General features: G+C 39.9%; 16 protein-coding genes and 1 pseudogene. 4 read left to right on the top strand and 13 right to left on the bottom strand.

Going from position 1 to position 20,007, the window contains the following annotated elements; genetic code table 11:
- Positions 1–251 precede the first annotated feature (251 nt).
- Positions 252–1,592, bottom strand: coding sequence for a sigma-54 interaction domain-containing protein (locus KHA99_RS29340; RefSeq protein WP_213121036.1), 1,341 nt, complete (start codon positions 1,590–1,592; stop codon positions 252–254).
- A 9-nt stretch (positions 1,593–1,601) separates the two neighbouring features.
- Complete coding sequence (locus KHA99_RS29335) at positions 1,602–2,027, bottom strand: hotdog family protein (protein ID WP_213121035.1); 426 nt, start codon at positions 2,025–2,027, stop codon at positions 1,602–1,604.
- A gap of 179 nt (positions 2,028–2,206) precedes the next feature.
- On the opposite strand from KHA99_RS29335, the gene KHA99_RS29330 reads away from it, so the two are divergent.
- Positions 2,207–2,518 carry a hypothetical protein gene (locus KHA99_RS29330; RefSeq protein ID WP_213121034.1) on the top strand — a complete coding sequence of 104 codons (312 nt, stop codon included), beginning with the start codon at positions 2,207–2,209 and terminating at the stop codon, positions 2,516–2,518.
- Between the two features lie 61 nt (positions 2,519–2,579).
- Here KHA99_RS29330 and KHA99_RS29325 read toward each other — a convergent pair whose 3' ends face one another.
- Together KHA99_RS29325 and KHA99_RS29320 are read right to left on the bottom strand one after the other, a co-directional pair.
- A complete protein-coding gene (locus KHA99_RS29325) occupies positions 2,580–3,263 on the bottom strand; it encodes a LytA/YqiH family protein (protein WP_213121033.1) in 684 nt (227 codons plus the stop codon).
- 132 nt (positions 3,264–3,395) lie between these two features.
- Complete coding sequence (locus tag KHA99_RS29320) at positions 3,396–4,178, bottom strand: HAD family hydrolase (protein WP_213121032.1); 783 nt, start codon at positions 4,176–4,178, stop codon at positions 3,396–3,398.
- Between the two features lie 118 nt (positions 4,179–4,296).
- Here KHA99_RS29320 and KHA99_RS29315 point away from each other — a divergent pair, with 118 nt between their 5' ends.
- Positions 4,297–5,976 carry a multicopper oxidase family protein gene (locus tag KHA99_RS29315; protein ID WP_213121031.1) on the top strand — a complete coding sequence of 560 codons (1,680 nt, stop codon included), beginning with the start codon at positions 4,297–4,299 and terminating at the stop codon, positions 5,974–5,976.
- Between the two features lie 62 nt (positions 5,977–6,038).
- Here KHA99_RS29315 and KHA99_RS29310 read toward each other — a convergent pair whose 3' ends face one another.
- From KHA99_RS29310 to brnQ, 7 genes are all read right to left on the bottom strand, one after another.
- A complete protein-coding gene (locus tag KHA99_RS29310; protein ID WP_213121030.1) occupies positions 6,039–7,304 on the bottom strand; it encodes an MFS transporter in 1,266 nt (421 codons plus the stop codon).
- Positions 7,305–7,471: 167 nt separating this feature from the next.
- The gene (locus KHA99_RS29305) at positions 7,472–8,017 is read right to left on the bottom strand and encodes a GNAT family N-acetyltransferase (RefSeq protein WP_213121029.1); all 546 of its coding nucleotides are present in this window, start codon (positions 8,015–8,017) and stop codon (positions 7,472–7,474) included.
- 149 nt (positions 8,018–8,166) lie between these two features.
- A complete protein-coding gene (locus KHA99_RS29300) occupies positions 8,167–9,039 on the bottom strand; it encodes an SDR family oxidoreductase (RefSeq protein WP_213121028.1) in 873 nt (290 codons plus the stop codon).
- Between the two features lie 224 nt (positions 9,040–9,263).
- Positions 9,264–10,697 (bottom strand): sigma-54 interaction domain-containing protein, encoded by a 1,434-nt coding sequence (locus KHA99_RS29295; protein ID WP_213121027.1) that lies wholly within the window; start codon positions 10,695–10,697, stop codon positions 9,264–9,266.
- A 139-nt stretch (positions 10,698–10,836) separates the two neighbouring features.
- Positions 10,837–11,622 carry a 3-hydroxybutyrate dehydrogenase gene (locus KHA99_RS29290; RefSeq protein ID WP_213121026.1) on the bottom strand — a complete coding sequence of 262 codons (786 nt, stop codon included), beginning with the start codon at positions 11,620–11,622 and terminating at the stop codon, positions 10,837–10,839.
- Between the two features lie 21 nt (positions 11,623–11,643).
- Positions 11,644–13,083, bottom strand: coding sequence for a GntP family permease (locus KHA99_RS29285; RefSeq protein WP_213121025.1), 1,440 nt, complete (start codon positions 13,081–13,083; stop codon positions 11,644–11,646).
- A gap of 334 nt (positions 13,084–13,417) precedes the next feature.
- The gene (brnQ, locus tag KHA99_RS29280) at positions 13,418–14,788 is read right to left on the bottom strand and encodes a branched-chain amino acid transport system II carrier protein (protein WP_213121024.1); all 1,371 of its coding nucleotides are present in this window, start codon (positions 14,786–14,788) and stop codon (positions 13,418–13,420) included.
- Positions 14,789–15,139: 351 nt separating this feature from the next.
- Between brnQ and KHA99_RS29275 the strand changes: the two genes are divergently transcribed.
- Positions 15,140–16,069 (top strand): endonuclease I family protein, encoded by a 930-nt coding sequence (locus KHA99_RS29275; protein WP_213121023.1) that lies wholly within the window; start codon positions 15,140–15,142, stop codon positions 16,067–16,069.
- Between the two features lie 218 nt (positions 16,070–16,287).
- On the opposite strand, the gene lipP1 is transcribed toward KHA99_RS29275, so the two are convergent.
- A complete protein-coding gene (gene lipP1, locus KHA99_RS29270) occupies positions 16,288–17,217 on the bottom strand; it encodes a LipP1 family hormone-sensitive lipase (protein WP_213121022.1) in 930 nt (309 codons plus the stop codon).
- 303 nt (positions 17,218–17,520) lie between these two features.
- Positions 17,521–18,138, bottom strand: coding sequence for a DedA family protein (locus tag KHA99_RS29265; RefSeq protein WP_213121021.1), 618 nt, complete (start codon positions 18,136–18,138; stop codon positions 17,521–17,523).
- A gap of 279 nt (positions 18,139–18,417) precedes the next feature.
- On the opposite strand from KHA99_RS29265, the pseudogene KHA99_RS29260 reads away from it, so the two are divergent.
- Positions 18,418–19,974, top strand: a pseudogene (locus KHA99_RS29260) (IS1182 family transposase); the annotation flags it as partial.
- Between the last annotated feature and the right edge of the window lie 33 nt (positions 19,975–20,007).

Below are 20,007 nucleotides of genomic sequence, written 5' to 3'. Positions count from 1 at the left end.
ATTCACTATTTTTCGCATATTTGCGAATCCGATTTGCGGAAACAAGAAAAGCGGAAGCGCCTTCACCAGGGGCGATATAAGGAGACTTATCGATTGGCAGGCGAAAGCGAAGCCAGAGATTAGTCTCCCTTAATGCGTACAGAAAGCGTTAGCCTTCTTGACGGATTGGCTGTAGACCATCGAGCCCCTAGGCGCTGCAGCTAGACAAAAAAAAACACACTAGAAAAAGTGTGTGTGAATAGATAAAATCATCATTTATTTAGTTTATATTTTGCTATTTTTCTATATAGACTGGCCAAATGAATATTCAGCAATTGGGCTGCTTTTGTCCGGTCGCCGTCTGCTTCCTTTAGTGCACGCTGGATGGCGGAAATTTCTGCATTTGATACAGCTTCCTCTAAACTTAAGAGTTTAGGTGTTTCTTCCGCCTCCGTTTTTCCAACTGAACGTTCAAGAGATGGGGAAATAAACAAGCTTTCCATTGTCAGTGTTTCCCCCTGAACAATGTTCATCCCCCGTTCAATAACCGCTTTTAGTTCGCGGACATTCCCAGGCCACTCGTAATTCAATAGCCACTCCTGGAGATTGGGTGCTAAGTATTTTACATCTTGGATTAATTTTTCATTGAAATATTCGATGAAATAATAGGCTAACGGTAAAATGTCCTCTTTTCTCTGCCTTAATGACGGTATTTTTAATTCAAATACATACAAACGATAAAACAAATCCTGCCGGAACTTGCCTTCCTGAACCAAAGTTTTTAGGTCTCTGTTCGTTGCGGCAACAATACGGATATCAACATTCTTACTTCCTGTTCCCCCAAGCCGCTCCACCTCGCGCTCTTGCAGCACCCGGAGCAGCTTCCCCTGTGCTTGATAAGGCAACTCGGATATTTCATCTAAAAATAGTGTCCCGTTCTGCGCCAATTCAATTTTTCCAGGCTTCCCTTCTTTTCTTGCTCCGCTGAATGCCCCTCCTTCATAGCCGAACACTTCCGATTCAAATAATTCATCAGGAATGGCCGCACAGTTAACCGCTACAAACGGATGGCTTTTTCTCGAGCTAAGTCCATGAATGGCCTGGGCAAACAATTCCTTCCCTGTACCGCTTTCGCCCGTAAGCAGCACAGTTGAACTACTGGCTGCAATCCTGGCAGCCAATTCCTTAATTTGCGCCATCAATGGGCTGTCGCCAATAATCTCCTCAAAACTATATCGATTCCCGTTGGCTGTCTTTGATCTTATTTTTGGCTTATCCACCATCTGCAGAAAGGAATAAAATTCAGCATGATCGATTTCTTCTTTTCTTAAAATGACCGAATAAATGAGATGTTTGTCCTTTTTTTCGATTCGAATTAAACAGGAATGGCCTTTAATCACACCAGGAATAACTGGTTTTCCAACAGCAGAGGTTGGCCGACTTTTTGTGGCTCCTTCAATGATATGCGCAATCGAAAGCCCTATTAGTTCAGGCTTTTCAAAAGCAAAACAGCTGCAAAATTCAGGGCTGACATCTACAAGAATCCCCTTTTCATTCACTTCCATTGATCCCCAATACCCTGTGCGGTTATCAACTTTTTGGGTTAGTTCCATTCACATCACCTATGAACTTTGTTTAGGCAGAATAAGTATGACCACCTGTCCTTTTACCACTTCGTTTCCCTGCTGGTTGTAACAGCTGACCCTTTGCGTTACCCAATTCCTTGTTTCGTTAATATCAATAATTTCGAGCTCCGCAGTAATCTCATCTCCAACATGGACAGGGTAATAAAAAACCAATTCCTTTTGCAGCAAAATGCAGGCGTCACCCGGCAGCTTTTGGCTGATAACCTGGGTGATTAAACCCTCGGTCAATAACCCTGGAACAATTGGTTGATCGTAAAATTTTTTCCAGACATTCTCATTTACATGATAAACTGGGCTAAAATCCCGTGTCAACTCATTGCATAATTTGACATCCTCATCTGTAAATACTCGTTTTAAGCGAGCGATTTGTCCGATAAATAACTCATCAATCACTATACTCATCTGTTCCATCTCCCATTGAAGAAAAGTTATGAATATTTTATTTATAATTTAAGGGTAACAGATACTCATCCAACCGTGCAATACTCAATCCCCCTTAACAGCTGTGTTAGGTTTTATAATTATTGAATATTCAACGCCGCCATGGCATATCGTTGTTAAGACGGAAAGGAGACTAAAGAATGACCATAAGTAAAGAAACAACCAAGAAAATTGAAAGTATCGCCCATCCGAAGGTACGTAACATTGTTAAAATATGCGTGGAGCACGGCTGCCAGTTCAGACCGCACCCCAACAATCCAAATATGGTAAATTTGTTCGATCCAATCCGAAGGAAAAATATTATAGGCGATATAAATATTGCAAGTGAAAGAGGCTATTTTACCCTCGAAGTCAAGGGCGGAAGGTTCAAGTCATTTCGCAATGAAACACATGATTTAGATATTGACCGGGCAGATTTCGAAGAACGGGTACTTAAAAAGTTGAAAAGCTGATTAATTAAAAACTAAGGGGCAGTAATATCTAAAATCACTGTCCCTTTTATGAATGTATTTTTTATAAAAATTTTTCAATTACCTTTTGTCCATTTTCATTTTCTTTATATAGAAATGTTACGTTACTACCCTCTTTAAGGGCCAATAATTGTCTTTGGGCTTCATCAGATAATTGGAACGCGGTATTCGTGCCATTCATATCAATTTCAATGGTATGTGGGTCGATTTGTCCAACGTATTTGCCAGAACCGTTGAAAGCGGCTTTTTCCACAAGTAAATCCTTAACAACCCTCGCCTGCTCCTCTTTTGCTGTTAAGAAAACCTCCAGCTTATACTTGCCATTTTTCAGGTCGGTGATGGTAAATTCCTTGGAGATTTCTTCATTGTTCTCAAGATTTACTTCCTCCATGGCTTGAGTAGACATAACCTCTTCTGAATATTGTTTTAGCTTTTTTCCAGACTCATCATAAACAATATAATCCACTTGTAAACCATTTGAAAACGTTAATTTCTGAGCTTTACCGGAAATATTCTTTACTCGGTAATTCACGTTAATTCCCGTCCCTTGCTCAATAATTTCAATCCTTGGAAGGAAACTTGCAACTATCTCATTTTGTTTAGGCGCTGTCGCTTTTGGAGTTCCTGAACTGCCATTCGTCTTATCCACCACCCCTGAACCGCAGCCGGCTAAAAGCCCAATAGCTAAGGTAGAGGTTAATATGAAAATCACACTTTTATTTCTCATTTTCAAGATCCCCTTTTTGTAATTATTTGGTTTTCAGCATAATAGTCGCTCAAAAAAGGGGTGAGGTTACACCGTATTAAAAAAATTGGTCTTTTGACATAAAGAAAGCCGCCAGAGGCAGCTGATCTTTTTTTATAACTTCTCCAATATGGTAAAAAGTTCTTCTAAATGGTGAATCTCGAAGGTAGGAATGACTTCATTCCGCTCTTTATTGTGACGGTTAATCCAAACGGATTTGATCCCGGCACGGTTTGCCCCTAGAATATCGGTCATTAGGTTATCCCCCACCATGATGACTTCATCCTTTTGCAAGGAGAGGCGTGACAAGGCATGTTCAAAAATCGTTGGATCTGGTTTTCCTCTACCAAAATCACCTGAGATGACGATTTGGTCAAAGTATGGAACCAATTCTGGAGTAATTGTTAGTTTCGTATTTTGTAAGTCTGGTGATCCATTCGTTAATAGTAAAAGCTTGTATTTCCCTTTTAACGTATCTAGTGTTTTAAACGTTTCTTCATATAAAAACGGCAGCTTTCGGCGCTCGGCTGGGAAACGCTCCGCCAATTCTTGGCCAAATTCTGGGTCGTCAACCCCCAAAGCCTTAAGACCCGCCGTCCAAGCGTCTTTCCGGTAACCAGGAACCGTGTCCTTCATTTTTCTAAAATCATCATGATCATCAAGGAAATTGCCCCATAGGCCTTCAAATGGATTGATTCCTATCATTTGTGTAAAAGGATAAAATTCATAGGAAGAGTAGAGGTTTCTTGCAGCCTCTCTAACAGCCTCCTCCAACTGGTTCGAATCTAGTCCATATCGTTCCTCTGCAACCTTACATGTAGCCACAAAGGCTTCCTTTACACTCTTCTGATCCCACAGCAACGTATCATCCAAATCAAAAAAAACTGCCTTAATCATGCTGGCGCCTCACTTTTTGTTTTTTTAACTAGTTTACCATTTTTTTAAAAAAAGAAAACTGAAAACTTCCTATCTTCATAATTTAATAAAGAGGTTTTAAAATGAGGAGGAATTATATTTGCCTTTAGACAAGTTTGTAGATGCATTGCCAATACCTTCAGTCATAACCCCCGTCGGGAACAGAAATGGAAACCCATACTACGAGGTAGAAATGAAGCAGGTTCAGCAAAAATTACACCGTGACCTAAAACCGACCACTCTTTGGGGTTATAACGGCATGTATCCAGGACCTACATTTGAAGTTCGCAGGAACCAACCTATTTATGTTAAGTGGGAAAACCAACTTCCCTTTGAACACCTGCTTCCGGTAGATAGAACCGTTCATGGCGCAGAACTCGACCGGCCATCTGTTCGGACAGTCGTGCATTTACATGGCGGGCGTAACCGGCCGGAAAATGACGGATATCCGGAAGCCTGGTTTACCCGAAACTTCAAAAACGTTGGACCTAAATTCTTACATGAAGTTTATTATTACCCAAATGGCCAACGTCCTGCTACACTCTGGTATCATGATCATGCGATTGGAATCACCCGTCTAAATGTTTATGCAGGGCTAGCCGGGTTTTACCTTATTAGAGATGACGAAGAGGAAATGCTAAATCTTCCACGAGGAAACTATGAAATTCCGTTATTGATTCAAGATCGATCGTTCTATCTTAGCGGTGAGCAGTTTGGTGAATTATTCTATCCTTCCCAGCCAAACCAGGCAGCGCTGCCGGATCCTTCACCGCCAATTGATTCAAGCCTGCCCAGACCATCTGTCGTCCCGGAATTTTTCGGGAATACCGCTCTTGTGAATGGAAAAGTCTGGCCCTTTCTCGAGGTTGAGCCGCGCAAATACCGATTCCGTATCCTTAATGGCTCCAATGCCCGGTTTTATCGACTACGATTAAGTTCTGGCCAAGAGTTTATCCAAATAGGGACAGATGGCGGATTTCTTGTGAAACCAGTTTTTGTACCACATAGGGAAGGGCTACTGCTCGGCCCAGCGGAACGTGCAGATGTGATTGTCGACTTTTCAAAACATGCAGGTCAGAAAATCATCCTAACAAATGATTCGCCATCACCATTCCCAAGCGGCGACCCACGCAATCCAGCCCTTCCGCAAATTATGGAGTTCCGTGTTAGTAAAAACCTTACTGAACCTGACAAAAGTGTAATTCCAGCAACATTATCTTGTTTGGAGAGACTTAATCCAAAAGGTGTACCTGTACGGCAGAACATTTTGACTGAAATAGATGACCCGGAATTTCCAGGTCGTTTGAAACCATTGCTCAATGACATGATGTGGAGTGAATTACCCATTACAGAAACTCCGTATAATGGCACTGTGGAAATATGGGAGCTTTACAATTTGACAGGAGACAATCATCCAATGCACTTACATCTTGTGCATTTTCAGGTTCTCAATCATGCTCCCATTACAATTGATAAAAATAAAAATATCACACACGTCGGTCCACCGCGGGAACCACCCGCGAACGAAAAAGGCTGGAAGGATACCGTTGGAGTGAATCCCAAAGAAGTCACTCGCATTATTGCCCGCTTCGGACCTTTTACGGGAATCTACCCTTGGCATTGCCATAACCTTGAACATGAGGACCATGAAATGATGCGGCCGTATGAAGTACTCCAAAATCCCGAATTTGACCCACGCATTCCAATTCCAGGTCAATGCCCTGATGACTCGTTTACTCAAAGTTTTAAAAAGGAGGGCCGAGATGAGTCAAGTATTTGACTTCTACCCTCTTCTAATGAAAAAACCTAGCTTTATCATGAAATGCTAGGTTTTTTCAATATTTAAGCATGCAATGTTTTTAATTCTTTCTCTTCCTTACTAACGATTTGCTTCGGAAGCAACCCGCTAAAAACGGCAGCCAGTGCAAGAATGATAATCGAAAAGTAGAAAGAAAGATTATAATTTCCTGAAAGGCTATACCATAAACCTGGTAAGTACGAACCTAATGCCGAGCCTATTTGATGGCTTAGTGACAACATGCCCAGGATAAACCCTACAGAATGATTTTTAAAAAATTGAGTTGCCAGTAATTGAGTTGGCGCTACCGTTGCAAAGTCGACCAATCCGAACACAACGGCAAAAGCCAGCAGCATTGCCGGGTTATAAGTATTTAATAGAATAACAATGGATAAAGCTCTTACCGCATACAACCCGAACAGTATTTTTTTGCAGCTCCATCGATCGGCAACGATACCTGAAAGTAAAATGCCAATAATGTTGAAAGCAGCTAGAATGCTCACTGCAGCACTTGTTACACCTGGTGAAAACCCACATAAATTAGAAATAGGAATTAAATGTGTATCCATTAATCCTGTCGTGGTAAATCCACAAACTCCAAACGGTAAAACTAAAAACCAAAACTGTCTTTGGCGGAAAGCTTCCCAAATAGAAAAATTACTATTTTGATCCGCATCACCAATTGTCTGTTTTTCTTCTTTCCCTTTTCCGCCAATTGGCAGTAAACCTTTCTCTTTAGGGTCATTGCGTAAAAATAAAAGGACAAAAGGAAAAACAATAACTGCCAGAAAAATACCTAAAATAACAACTGTTACTTTCCAATTCAACCAGTTTATTAACAGTAAAGACCCTGGTACAAGCAGCATTTGTCCTGCTCCAAATCCTGCTTCGATAATTCCTAAGGCAAGGCCGCGTTTTTCATTGAACCACTTCGTTACAAGGACGGTTGCCGCAACATTGGATGCTCCCCCCACTCCGATGGAAACGAAGATGCCGTAAAGAACAAACAACTGCCATGGCTTATTGATAAAGGAGGTTAAAAAGATACTCACTCCAACCAATAAGGTACTCACCGATAAAATCAACCGTGGACCCAGCTTATCTACAAGTCTCCCAATCACTGGCTGCGAAAGACCATAAACAACAAAGCTTAATGTAGATATAAGAGAAATAGTCCCCCTATCCATGGAAAAATCTTTTTCCCAAGGCTGCACAAATGCTCCAAACGCAAGGCGAACTCCTTGAACAGCCAATAAAGCTAAAAATGTAATAAAAATGATTATCCAAGCATAATGGAATTTTGCTTTCATAGAATTCACCTCATTTATAAAGTAATTTAGTTTTGCCCCCGATTTCCGCCAAATCAAAAATTTCACAATATTAACAGTATTTACTGTACTATGATACCACTTTTCTCCTTTAAACAAATAAAAAAGGTACTTTCCCTTAAAAAGGAAATGTACCAATTAACTTTTAATTACACATTAAACCTTCCCATCAAAAAAGTATTATAGTAATTCCCATCGGAAAGAATTTTGTCCTTTTTTAAAATGCCTTCCACTTCAAACCCATATCTTTGATAAAGCTTAACAGCCTTACTATTCGTTTCAAGAACACTCAATGATATTTTCTTAATACCGTTTGAATCTGCCCAATGAATGGATTCTTCCAATAGTTTTTTCCCAATGCTATGTCCCCAAAATTCTTTTAAAACACAGACTCCAAATTCCACTTTATGGGACATTCTTTTCAGTTGAGTCCCTTCACATCTAGAGAAACCTACAATTCTATCATTTGCTTCTGCCACTAAAAAAAGATTATTTTTCCGTTCGGTATCCGATCTAATAATCTGTTTGAAGCCAGATTCATCTATGTATGCTTCTCCTTTTTCTCTATCCATATTTTCTGTTTCACCATCAATCTGCACTCTAACTTCAGATAAGTTTTGGGCATCCTCTTCCTTTGCAGACCTAATAATATAAATTAAATTATTTATTTCAAATTTCTTTGGATTCACTCTCATTAAAAACTGTCCCCCATTTTTAGCTAAGTTGCCCTTACTATAATACTCTCCTGCCCACTTTATTTCCTTCTTGATAACATAAAAAAGCGTTCCTGCTTTAAACAGAAACGCAACTTTTATACCCACAAATCATTGAGATTTGAGTTTTATTATTTTGTTAAGTTGATACCATTAACGATTTGTGTCAAAGCTTCATTTATCGGTGTAGCTGGTCTGCCGATAAGCTTTTCAAAGTCGTCGCTTTCAACTGCCAGTGTATCTTCACGAATGCTTCTTTGGATGTCAACAAGTAAAGGAATAAGAAAATCAGGCAGTCCAGCACCTTTCATAATATCGGCATATGCAGCATCATCAACCTTTTGTAAAATTACCTCTTTACCCAACACGTTGCCAAGGGTAGTTGTTAATTCTTCCTGTGTTAATAGCTTGCCGGAAAGCTCGTAAATTGTGTTATCATGTCCTTCACCAGTCAGTACCGCAGCTGCAGCCTCTGCATAATCCTGCTGCAACGCCCAGCCGACTTTACCTGATTCCGCAGATGTTACCCATGGAGCGCCTGCGATGACACCTTGAATACTTGGGATTTCGTTTTCCAAGTACCAGTTGTTGCGTAAGAAGGAGTAAGGAATGCCTGTTTTCACGATTGCCTTTTCTGTTGCCTGATGTGTTGGCGCAAATAGGTTATTACTTTCCATTGCATTCGCTAAACTAGTATAGGCAATGAATTTAACTCCAGCCCGTTCTGCCGCAGCTACTGCATTTGCATGCTGGCGAATTCTTGTTTCATTGTCTCCATCCGCAGAGATGATTAATAAACGATCGATTCCTGCAAAGGCAGTATCCAATGTTACCGGAAGATCAAAATCTCCTTGGCGTACTTCCACTCCACGAGAACGAAGCCCTTCTGCTTTCTCCGGATTCCGAACGCTGACAGCCAATTGGCTTGCCGGTACAGTTTTTAATAAAGTCTCTACGATTTTTGTTCCCATCTTACCCGTTGCTCCAGTTACTAACATTTTCATTTTCTATTCCTCCAATGGTTTTGTTAATGTTTTTCATTTGTAACAAATTTGATTACCTGTAATCATAATAGTTACATTATGTTTTTTTGTCAACAAATAAATTTTGTTCTTTCTATTAAGATAAAATTCACATAAAAACAAAAAAGGACTTACTCATTAAAATTTCGAGTGAAGTCCTTGATAATATGATGGATTTTTTTAGCTCCTGTATTGGTTATATCTTTTTAATTTATATCATATAACTTACATTTATCATAAAAACTGGTTTTACCGATTTCCAGCAGTTTAGCTGCTTCTAGTTTATTACCCTTCGTTACCACTAAAGCTCGTTCAATTGCTTGTTTTTCAGCTTGAACGAGCGTCTCCTTCAATGGCAGAATTTTTATCGGTTCAGCTGACGAGATACTGCTTAATGAAACGTTTTGTTCATTATGTAAGATTCCTGCGTTTCTTCCCTCAGTCTCTCTGTCGCGCAAATATAGGGGCAGGTGCATTAATAGAATGTATTTTCCATCGAGAACATTAATCGAACGTTCTAATACATTCTCCAATTCACGAATGTTCCCTGGCCAAGAGTGCTGCATCAACCTTTCCGTTACCTCACTAGACAGCTCAATACCATTTCGGAAAAATCTTGACTCTAATTTCTTCAATAACCGCTTTGCAATCGCAGGGATATCCTCTTTTCTTGTCCTAAGCGAAGGAATATCAATTTTAATGACATTTAATCGATAATATAAATCTTGTCGGAAATCCCCTTTTTCAACCATTCTTTCTAAATTTCGATGGGTGGCAGCAATAATCCGCACATCCACAGGGATAGATTTATGACCTCCGACTCGGACCACTTCTTTTTCCTGCAGCACTCTTAATAGTTTACTTTGCATCGTGAGCGGCATGTCCCCAATTTCATCCAAAAACAACGTCCCGCCGCTTGCTAATTCAAACTGTCCCTTCTTGCCGCCTTTTTTCGCGCCGGTAAACGCACCATCCTCATAGCCAAACAATTCCGATTCAAGCAGGTGCTCTGGGATAGAGGAACAATTAATGGCCACAAAGGAAGCGGCAGTCCGGTTGCTGTCATGATGAATCGCATGTGCAAATAATTCCTTTCCGGTGCCTGATTCACCGATCAATAACACCGATGAATCGCTCCTGGAAACTCTTTGAGCCAAAGTTTTTGCTGCAAGAAAATTAGGGCTGTCCCCTATTAAGTCCTGAAAACTATATTTACTTTGCAAATCCCTTTGAACTTTTGCTTGATAATAGTTTAATTCATCAACAAGGCTTTGGATCTTACTTTTATACATCCGCCATTCTTCAGGATTACGGAACATGACATTTCCTACAGCACCAACAATCTGTTCCGCTTCAACAATGGGGAATCGATTAGCAATCATTTCACTGCCATTTATTTGTTGGACTGAGGCCAGTTCCTTCAGACCTGTTTGGGCAACAATATGCATCCGCGAGTTTTCAATCACATCCTGTACATGCCGGCCAAGCGCCTCTTCCATCGTGGTGCCGATAAACTCGCAATATCCCTCGTTAATATATAAAATAATCCCGTTCTCATCGACAATAACCACACGTTCTGCTAATAGATTGATAATTTGCTCATGCCAACTGTTTGGTACTTTGTCAAATGCTCGCGTCATTGAATGCCTCCCCATTAATACTAAGTAAAATAATTATAGCAAAAACCACTTATTTTTTTGATATAATTGGAAGTTTTGCAAAAAAAAGAGAATCCTGCTTGCATGGATTCTCTTGAACTATAAAAATCAAACTGCAAAGCTACTGTGCCGTGTACCCTCCATCGAGCACAACCGCCTGCCCTGTAATCCCCCGACCTTTGTCGCTTGCTAGAAATACTGCATAATCTGCAATCTCAGATACGGATAAGAGCCTTTTTTGGGGGACAAGCGGATAAATGACTTCCTCGAGGACACGTTCCAATCCGACATTTCTTGTCTTGGCCAAATCAGCCAACTGCCCCCTTACAAGCGGTGTATCAACATAGCCCGGACATAAGGCATTTACCGTAATTCCGTATTGTGCCCCTTCTAATGCGGCTACTTTCGTTAAGCCAATCACCCCATGTTTCGCGCTATTGTAGGCCGCTTTCCCGGCAAAGCCAACCAAGCCATTAATGGAAGCCATATTGATAATTCGGCCGAAGCCCTGCTCTTTCATATACGGCAATACATTTTTAATGCCAATAAACGGTGCCGTTAACATAACTTTAATCATCAGTTCAAATTTTTCTGTCGGAAAATCCTCTATTGGGGAAACATATTGCAGCCCAGCATTATTTACGAGAATATCAATTTTTCCAAAAGTACTTCTTGCCAATTCCAGACTATTGCAATATGCCTCCTCATCGGTGACATCACAGGGAGCGGCCAATGCTTCAAAACCTTGTTCCTTTAACTCCAGCGCCACTTGTTCACTTTTTTCTTCATTTAAATCGGAAATAACAATATTTGCCCCTTCTTCAGCAAAAGTCCTAGCAATTTCTAAGCCGATTCCGCTTGCCGACCCGGTTACAAATGCTGTTTTTCCAGCTAATGCTTGACTCATATTTCAAGACCCCCTAAACTGTTAAGCGATTCCAAAGAGTGAATAAATAGCAATAACCGCAAATACCGCCAAAGTCTTAATGACCGTGATGGCAAAAATATCACGATAAGATTGCTTATGGGTTAAACCTGTTACTGCCAGCAAGGTGATGACTGCACCGTTATGCGGTAGCGTGTCCATTCCTCCTGATGCCATCGCCACAACTCGGTGCATAACTTCAGGAGGAATATTCGCTGCAGCAATCGCTTGATTATACTTTTCAGCCATCGCCCCTAATGCAATCCCCATACCGCCGGATGCTGATCCGGTCATCCCTGCAAGCGTAGTTGTCGTAACAGCACCGTTCACAAGCGGATTAGTAAAAGTAGTCGATATGCCATCACTTATTTTTGCAAATCCCGGAAGTGCGGCAATCACTCCGCCAAATCCGTATTCAGCCCCTGTATTCATGGTTGCCAAAAGTGACCCGCCAATCGCAGTGTTTACGCCATCCTTAAAGCCCTTCGTAACCCGTTTCCAATCATAGGCAATAGATGTAATAATCCCTACAAGGAGTGCCATAATTATCGCCCAAATTGGAGCAGATACTGCCACATCCACCTTATAGGCATCTAAGCCAAGTGCTGCAAAATCAAAGCCATTCGGATACCACTTTGGAATATTCGTTACAAAAAGTTTATTCGTTACTCCGACCAAAATGAGCGGAACAAAGGCAAGAATTTTTCTTGATAATGACAGTTCGGTTGTTAAATCAGGTAGAGCAGGCTCATTAGCACCAAGCTTTTCCTTTTCAATAGCAGCTGCCATTTCCGCTCCTAACCCATAATAACCTTCACCTGCTTTTTCAGCTTTTTTCCGTCTGGATTCCAGATAGAATAAGCCGGCTGCCAAAACGATGATGGCACCAATGATTCCAAGGATAGGTGCGGCATAGATGTCGGTTTTAAAGAAAGCAATGGGAATAACGTTTTGAATTTGCGGTGTTCCCGGCAGCGCATCCATTGTAAATGTAAACGCACCTAGCGCAATCGTACCTGGAATAAGCCTTTTCGGAATATCTGCCTGCTTGAACATTTGTGCAGCAAACGGGTAAATCGCAAACACGGCTACGAATAAACTAACCCCGCTGTAGGTTAATATTGCCCCAAGCAGCACAATCGACAGCATCGCCCGTTTCGCCCCAAGCCAGCCGACAATTGTCTTGGCAATCGATTCAGCAATCCCGGACATTTCAACAACCTTACCAAAAATAGCTCCCAATAAGAAAACAGCGAAATAAGATTTAATAAATCCGACCATTTTTTCCATAAATACGCCTGAAAAGAATGGCAATACATGGCTTGGTGCAATTAATACCACAGCCAGGAGGGCACAGATTGGAGCAAACAGGATAACAGAGTAACCTCGGTATGCCACAAACATCAATAATCCAAGTGCCAATAAAATTACCAATAAATCCATATAAATCCCCCTTGCGTAAAATTCGTAAAGGACCTTTACGGAAAACGCTTTCATCCCCGTTCAAAAAAGGCCGTTACATTTAACATTTATTTGCAAGTTTTATGCCAACTATTCTGAAAATTAAAAACGCTTAATTTAAAGGCGTAATCAACATATTCACTTAGGAAATATAGATAATTCCGAATCCATTTCCGATTCTACGGAAGTTGATTTTCCGATAATCCGGAAATTCCGCCTATCCGGAAAAATACATCCCTTCACCAAAATGCTTTTTTATAACAAAAAACGCACTGCCAATTTGCAGTGCATTTTAACGAGGATATATGTTTATGATTTAAGCGTTCTTTTCCCTAAAAGAAGTTTCAACATATTTTTGCAGTTTCACGATTCCAGTGCTGATCACAATGGCAATGATTGCTGGCAACAGCCAGCCCAGTCCTTCATTATACAACGGCAGTACTTGTTCATAAAAGGATACGATCGGATCCATCCACCTGAAATTTTCGATTCCTACAAGCTGACAGAAAGTTTTGATTCCATCGATTATGCTGACCATAAAGGTTACCACAGTTGCTGAAACATAGACGATCTGCGAATGTCTAAAAAACTTTGATAAAAATGTCAGCATCATTAAGACTACAGCCAGCGGATAAAGAAACATTAACACTGGAATTGAAAAGTTGATGATGTTAGCTAAGCCGAAATTACCAATGATAAGAGATACTAACGAAAAGAAAACAACCCAAATTTTATAGCTGATTTTCGGCATTTGGGCATGAAAATACTCACCACAGGCTGTAACCAATCCGATACTGGTAGTCAAGCAAGCGAGAATGATAATAATCGAAAGCATAACTGTTCCGACAATCCCAAAATAATAAGTTGCTGTTTTTCCGAGAACAGGACCTCCTGTTTCTAGAAGTCCGAATCGCCCTGTGCTAGTCGCGCCTAAGTAAGCAACACCAACATAAATGATTCCTAGGAAAACAACCGCAACCAATCCAGATTTAGCCGAAGCCGACAGAATGCCGCTTGTTGATTTAACTCCCATGGCACGAACAGTATTGATAACAATGATGCCAAACACAAGCGATGCCAGTGCATCCATCGTGTTGTATCCTTCCATAAAGCCCTTTACAAATGCGCCGTTGGCATAGGCTTCTTGTGGTACTCCAATCGACCCCATAGGTTTAACAATCACCATTACCAATAACACAAAAATGAGAATAATGATGGCAGGTGAAAGAATTTTCCCGATCCGGTCAACCAGCTTGGCCGGATTTAATGAAAACCACAAGGTTACTCCAAAAAATATTAGTGAAAATATGAACAATCCAATGCGATCTGAACCCCCGCCGACAAACGGTGCAATCCCAATATCATAAGCTACAGCACCTGTTCTTGGTGCTGCAAACAGCGGTCCAATTGTTAAATAAAGCAGCGAGGTAAAAATGATTCCATAGAGCGGATGAACCCTGCTTGACAGTTCCTGTAGGTTTCTGCTTCCAGAAACGCCCATCGCTAATATTCCAAGAAACGGCAATCCAATTCCCGTTATTAGAAACCCAGCTGCCGCCTCCCAAACGTTTGTCCCGGCGTTTTGCCCGAGTGATGCCGGAAATATTAGATTTCCCGCTCCAAAAAACAAGGCAAATAACATGACCCCTATTACAAAATACTTCGAAAATGGCAATCTATTTTCCATTAAGGTTAAACCCCTTCATTTCTTATTCACGGATACTAATTTTACTATTCTCAAAATTAAAATGCAATCCATTTCTGTGATTATTTTGATAATTTTAAAATACATTTAAATACTGGAAATACAGAATTAATCATTATTTACAGTAATTGCTTTTGAGAGCCACTTTTATAACACTCAATTTACAAAACAAAAATATTTTTCTAAAATAATAATTCACTTTAAAAAAATTCAGCCACCCGAACCATAACCTATCCCTGTTAACACAAAATTTCAAATTATACCCGTTTTGCCGGAGATATCATTATATAATGAATTTGAAAGATAAATTCTTTTCTCTGGAGTGAGATTTAGATGTCAAAAAAGAAAAAAGTCATTAAGGATAGCACTTCGAATTTTTTTGATTTGCATAAACAATTGGCTTTTTTGCGAGATAACAAGCGAAAAATACGGGAAGACAAAGACCTTTATTACGATGAAACACAAGATCTGCTTGATATTGAAAAATACTATCAAACAATCGCGCAACATGACCTTAATGGCACCACATTATTTTATAAATACAATGAATTACTAACAAAAACCCATAAAAATCGAATCCCCTATTTTATCAGTAAAGATTTATATCTATATACCTGGGTAGACCTGCACCCAGACGGCAGCGTAAAAAGTATTTACTCCAGTGAAAAAAAGAATCCTGAAACCATCATTATTCAGGATTATCAAATCATCACAGAAAAATATGAAGAATTTCAGGAATTTCTTCGAAAAATTAAGCAAAAGGAATTCGAAACGCTTCACCAATTGAAAGCCTATGAACGAAAATTAAAAGTTAACACGGAACATATTGTCCCCCAATCATGGTTCGGGGCCCTCGAACCGATGAAGGGCGATTTGCATCATTTGTTTGTTTGCGACCCGGAATGTAATATTACCCGCTCCAATTTCCCTTACTCAGATTTACCCAATTTCCATCCCGAATCACCGGAAGAACTGGTTCAAAATAATTGCGGACTCGCAGTCGGGGGAAGATTTGAGCCTGAGCATGGCAAAGGGACAGCAGCAAGGGCAATGCTGTATTTCTTGCTCCGCTATCCGAAGGCAATCAAAAAAGCTTTTCGAATTGAGATAGACCTCTCCACTTTAATCAAGTGGCACAAGACTTTTCCAGTAGGACTTTATGAAATGCATCGCAATCAAACCATTTACCATATCCAAGGAAATCGGAACCCATTCATTGACTTTTCTGAACTGACTGAACAAATTGAATTCCCTATTCATTAACTTGTTATTCCCATCATTTTTTTTGGCAGATTAAAAGATACGCAGTACTAAAAAGAGGCATCCTTTTTAACCGGATTGCCTCTTTGTATATGGATATGTAGATTATAATAACTTACACAAAATTCCGCAAAATATATTATAAATGTTCTTTTTCCATTTTGCTATTTTTAATTTTAAAAAGTGCCTGGGTTGTAAAGGCCCAGACACTTTTAGGTATTTTATTTACTGAATGCTATTTTTAAGGCTTCCCCGGATTTTTCCAAGGCCGCTTTTCCTACGTTTAGTACTGCTGCCATGCTGATAAAGCCGTGGATGGTGCCGTCGTAACGGATTGTTTCTACTTCCACACCAGAATCAGCTAATTTTTTACCATACTCTTCCCCTTCGTCACGTAACGGGTCATATTCAGCTGTAATCACAAGTGCTGGCGGCAGCCCTTTGAAATCCTCGTTAAGAGCAGGTGAAACTAACGGGTTTTTCTTGTCTTCTTCACTGTTAAAATAACAATCGCGGAACCATTCCATAGTTCCCTTTTCTAGAAAATAGCCGTAAGCATTTTCCACCATGGAACCTGTCGGCTCTCCGCCAGTGTTGGTACTAGGATACATCAAAAGCTGGAAACAAATAGGCGGGGTGTTTTTCTCTTTTGCAAGATGACTAATAACAGCAGCGAGGTTTCCACCAGCACTGTCACCGCCAACAGCCATCCGCGTGCGATCCACCATAAAGTCTTCGGCATGGTCGTAAACATATTGTACTGCTGTGTAGGAGTCTTCCACTGCAGCCGGGAACTTATGTTCAGGCGCTAGGCGATAATCAACGGAAATCGTAACGCAGCCAGCGCTATTGGTGAGGGCCCGGCAAATATTATCATGGGTATCAAGATCGCAGATTACCCAGCCTCCGCCATGATAAAAAACCAACGCAGGATAGCTTGACTGTTCTTCCTTCGGATAGTAAACCCTTACAGGAATATCTGCCGAAGGGCCAGGAATGGTCCGGTTTTCCACCTTGCCTACTTCCTCAACTTCCCCTTGAGGAAACTTGGAACCCATTCTTGCCTTTTGCGGGGTTAAAGTTTCGAGCGGCGGTGCGCCTAGAGCTTTTAACTGGTCTAATAAAAACTTTGTTTGCGGTTCAAGAGTCATTTTTTCGCCCACCTTCAAAATCATAGTTTAATACGATAATATTGTTCGAGAAAAGTTAATTTTTTCCTCCATGAATATAAATAATTATCACCAGCAGGCGAGGCAGTCTAAGAAATTGTTCCTTTCTTCTTTTCACAGTAAAATAAGGAGGCTAATTTATCGGCCTCCTTACTTTTTTTGCAATATATAGAATACATAACCATAATATTCAGAGTAATTTCGATATAAATCAATTTCTGTTTAAATTCTCCTAGAACGGTTAAGGCATCGACGTCATTTTTATATTTTTCACGGAAACTACCATTATATTTTTTTTGACTTTAAACTTTTCCTTATTAGCGTGATGACTCCCACCATTAATAGGCCGAAAAGAATCCCGTAAATTACGTTAGAGAAATTGTCCATTTTTTCCGTAATAAGTTCCCAATTCTCGCCCAAGCTTGCACCTAGATGAATCAGGATAGTATTCCAAATCAGTGTACCAATGGTTGTGAAAATAAGGAAAAGGGAGAAATTCATGTTGGCCATTCCAGCGGGGATTGAAATCAAACTGCGAATTAGTGGAATAAACCTACACAGGAAAACCGTCCAAATACCATATTTATTAAACCAGGCATTGGCGCGGTATAAATCTTCCTTTTTTAGTCGTAACAATTTTCCGTACCGGTTAATGATTCTGTCAAACCGTTCCACATCCAAAAAATTTCCGAGCCGATATAAAATTACCGCTCCAAGAACAGAACCCAAGGTTGAGGCAATAATGACCCCCGTAACGTTCAAACTGGTATCCAAGGTCATATAACCGCCAAAGGTCAGGATGACCTCTGAAGGAATGGGCGGGAAAATATTTTCAAGAGCTATCAGCAAAAATACCCCTATGTAACCATAGCTTTCAATAAAATCTTTTATCCAAACTTCCATTATAATCCTCCATTTTTTCATTTCCACATGTATTACGTTTTTTATCCTAAAAGGTTCCGCTAATAGGTATAAATTCTTTAAGGAAGGAGGGAAGGACGGAAAGTTTACCTTTAAATTCATAAAGAGGCTGGGACAAAACCCCCTCTAGAACCGAAAAAGCCTGTGAAATTTTACGAGCAGTAAAATTTCACAGGCTTTAATTTTTTTCATAACAAAAAGGACATCTTCTGATAAAATTTAAGTACCCCTACCAAAATCAAATCAGAAAGAAGTGTCCTTATGTTTAAAGATTATAACATGAATCAACTGATTTTACCTTTAGATTTAGAAGTTAAATTACAAGAAAATGATATTGCTTTCTCAATTCACCATTTAGTAGAGAGTATTCCTGCAGGAGTCTTCGACTCTTTCCTACGACATACCGGTTGTCCTGCTCATCACCCACGCATGATGCTTAAGATTATTTTATGTGGTTACACGCAATCTGCCTTTTCAGGCAGAAAAATTGAGGGTCTGGTGAAAGATAGTATCCGTATGATGTGGCTAGCTCAGGGCTATGAACCAAGTTACCGTACAATCAATCGTTACCGTGTACATCCAGAAATGAAAGAATTGATTCGTCAATGTTTTGTTCAGTTTCGCTGCCAACTTGTGCAGGAAAAGCTAATCGATCAAGAAGCGATTTTTATTGATGGTACAAAAATCGAAGCGAACGCTAATAAATTCACATTTGTATGGAAGAAATCCGTTGAAAAATATAATACGAATTTGGTGGAGAAGTCTAATCAGATTTATAATGAGTTGCTTGAAAAACAAATTATCCCTGAAATAACACGAGAAAATAACGAACAACTTTCAATGGAAGAACTATCTCAAATCACTAAAAAGCTAGAGGAAGTCATCGAAGAATATACGGAACAAATTGAGAATTCTAGTGATGTCAATGAACGCAAAAAGTTGCGTAGCGAACGAAAAACACCTAAACAAATCGCGAAACAGATCTCTAATTTGATTGAACGAAAGCAGAGATATCAAAAAGATTTCGAGATCTTTGGCAAACGGAATAGTTATTCGAAAACAGACCCCGATGCGACATTCATGCGAATGAAGGATGATTATATGAAAAACGGGCAATTAAAGCCTGGTTATAATCTTCAAATAGCGTCTGAAGGACAATATACACTTGCCTACGGTATTTTTTCTAATCCAACGGATACAAAAACACTTACGCCATTTCTCAATCAAATTGAGCAATATTTTTCATTGCCTGAACATATCGTCGCAGATGCAGGATATGGCAGCGAACAAAATTACGATGACATACTAACAAAGCGCAAACGTACACCGCTGATTACATACGGTCACTACTTAAATGAACAAAAGAAAAAATCTAAAAAGGATCCTTTTAAAACGAGCAATTGGTTCTATGATGAAGAAATCGATGCCTATACCTGTCCGAACGGAAAACAAGTAAGGTTTCAATATCATTCGAATAGAACAGATAAATCAGGGTTCCAGCGCACGTTTAAAATTTATGAATGTGAAGACTGTACGAATTGTCCACTTCGAGTAAACTGTACGAAGGCGCAAGAAGGAAAGAACCGTAAGCTTATGATAAATGAGAAGTGGGAAAAACAAAAAGAATATATAAGAGAGAAGCTTTCAGATGAAAAAACTGGTGCTATTTATCGTCAACGTAAAATTGACGTGGAACCAATTTTTGGATTTCTGAAGGCTAATTTAGGTTTCACTCGATTTTCTGTACGTGGAAAATCGAAAGTTGAAAACGACATCGGCTTTGCATTAATGGCCGTAAACTTAAGAAAATATGCGGCAAGATCGTAAGATCTTGTCCACTTAGATTAGAGA

Origin of the sequence: Neobacillus rhizophilus (assembly GCF_018343535.1) — a bacterium.
In the GTDB taxonomy this organism is placed as follows: domain Bacteria; phylum Bacillota; class Bacilli; order Bacillales; family Cytobacillaceae; genus Neobacillus; species Neobacillus rhizophilus.
The sequence above is the reverse complement of the archived record's forward strand: the minus strand, read 5'-3'. Positions and strand labels throughout refer to the sequence as shown.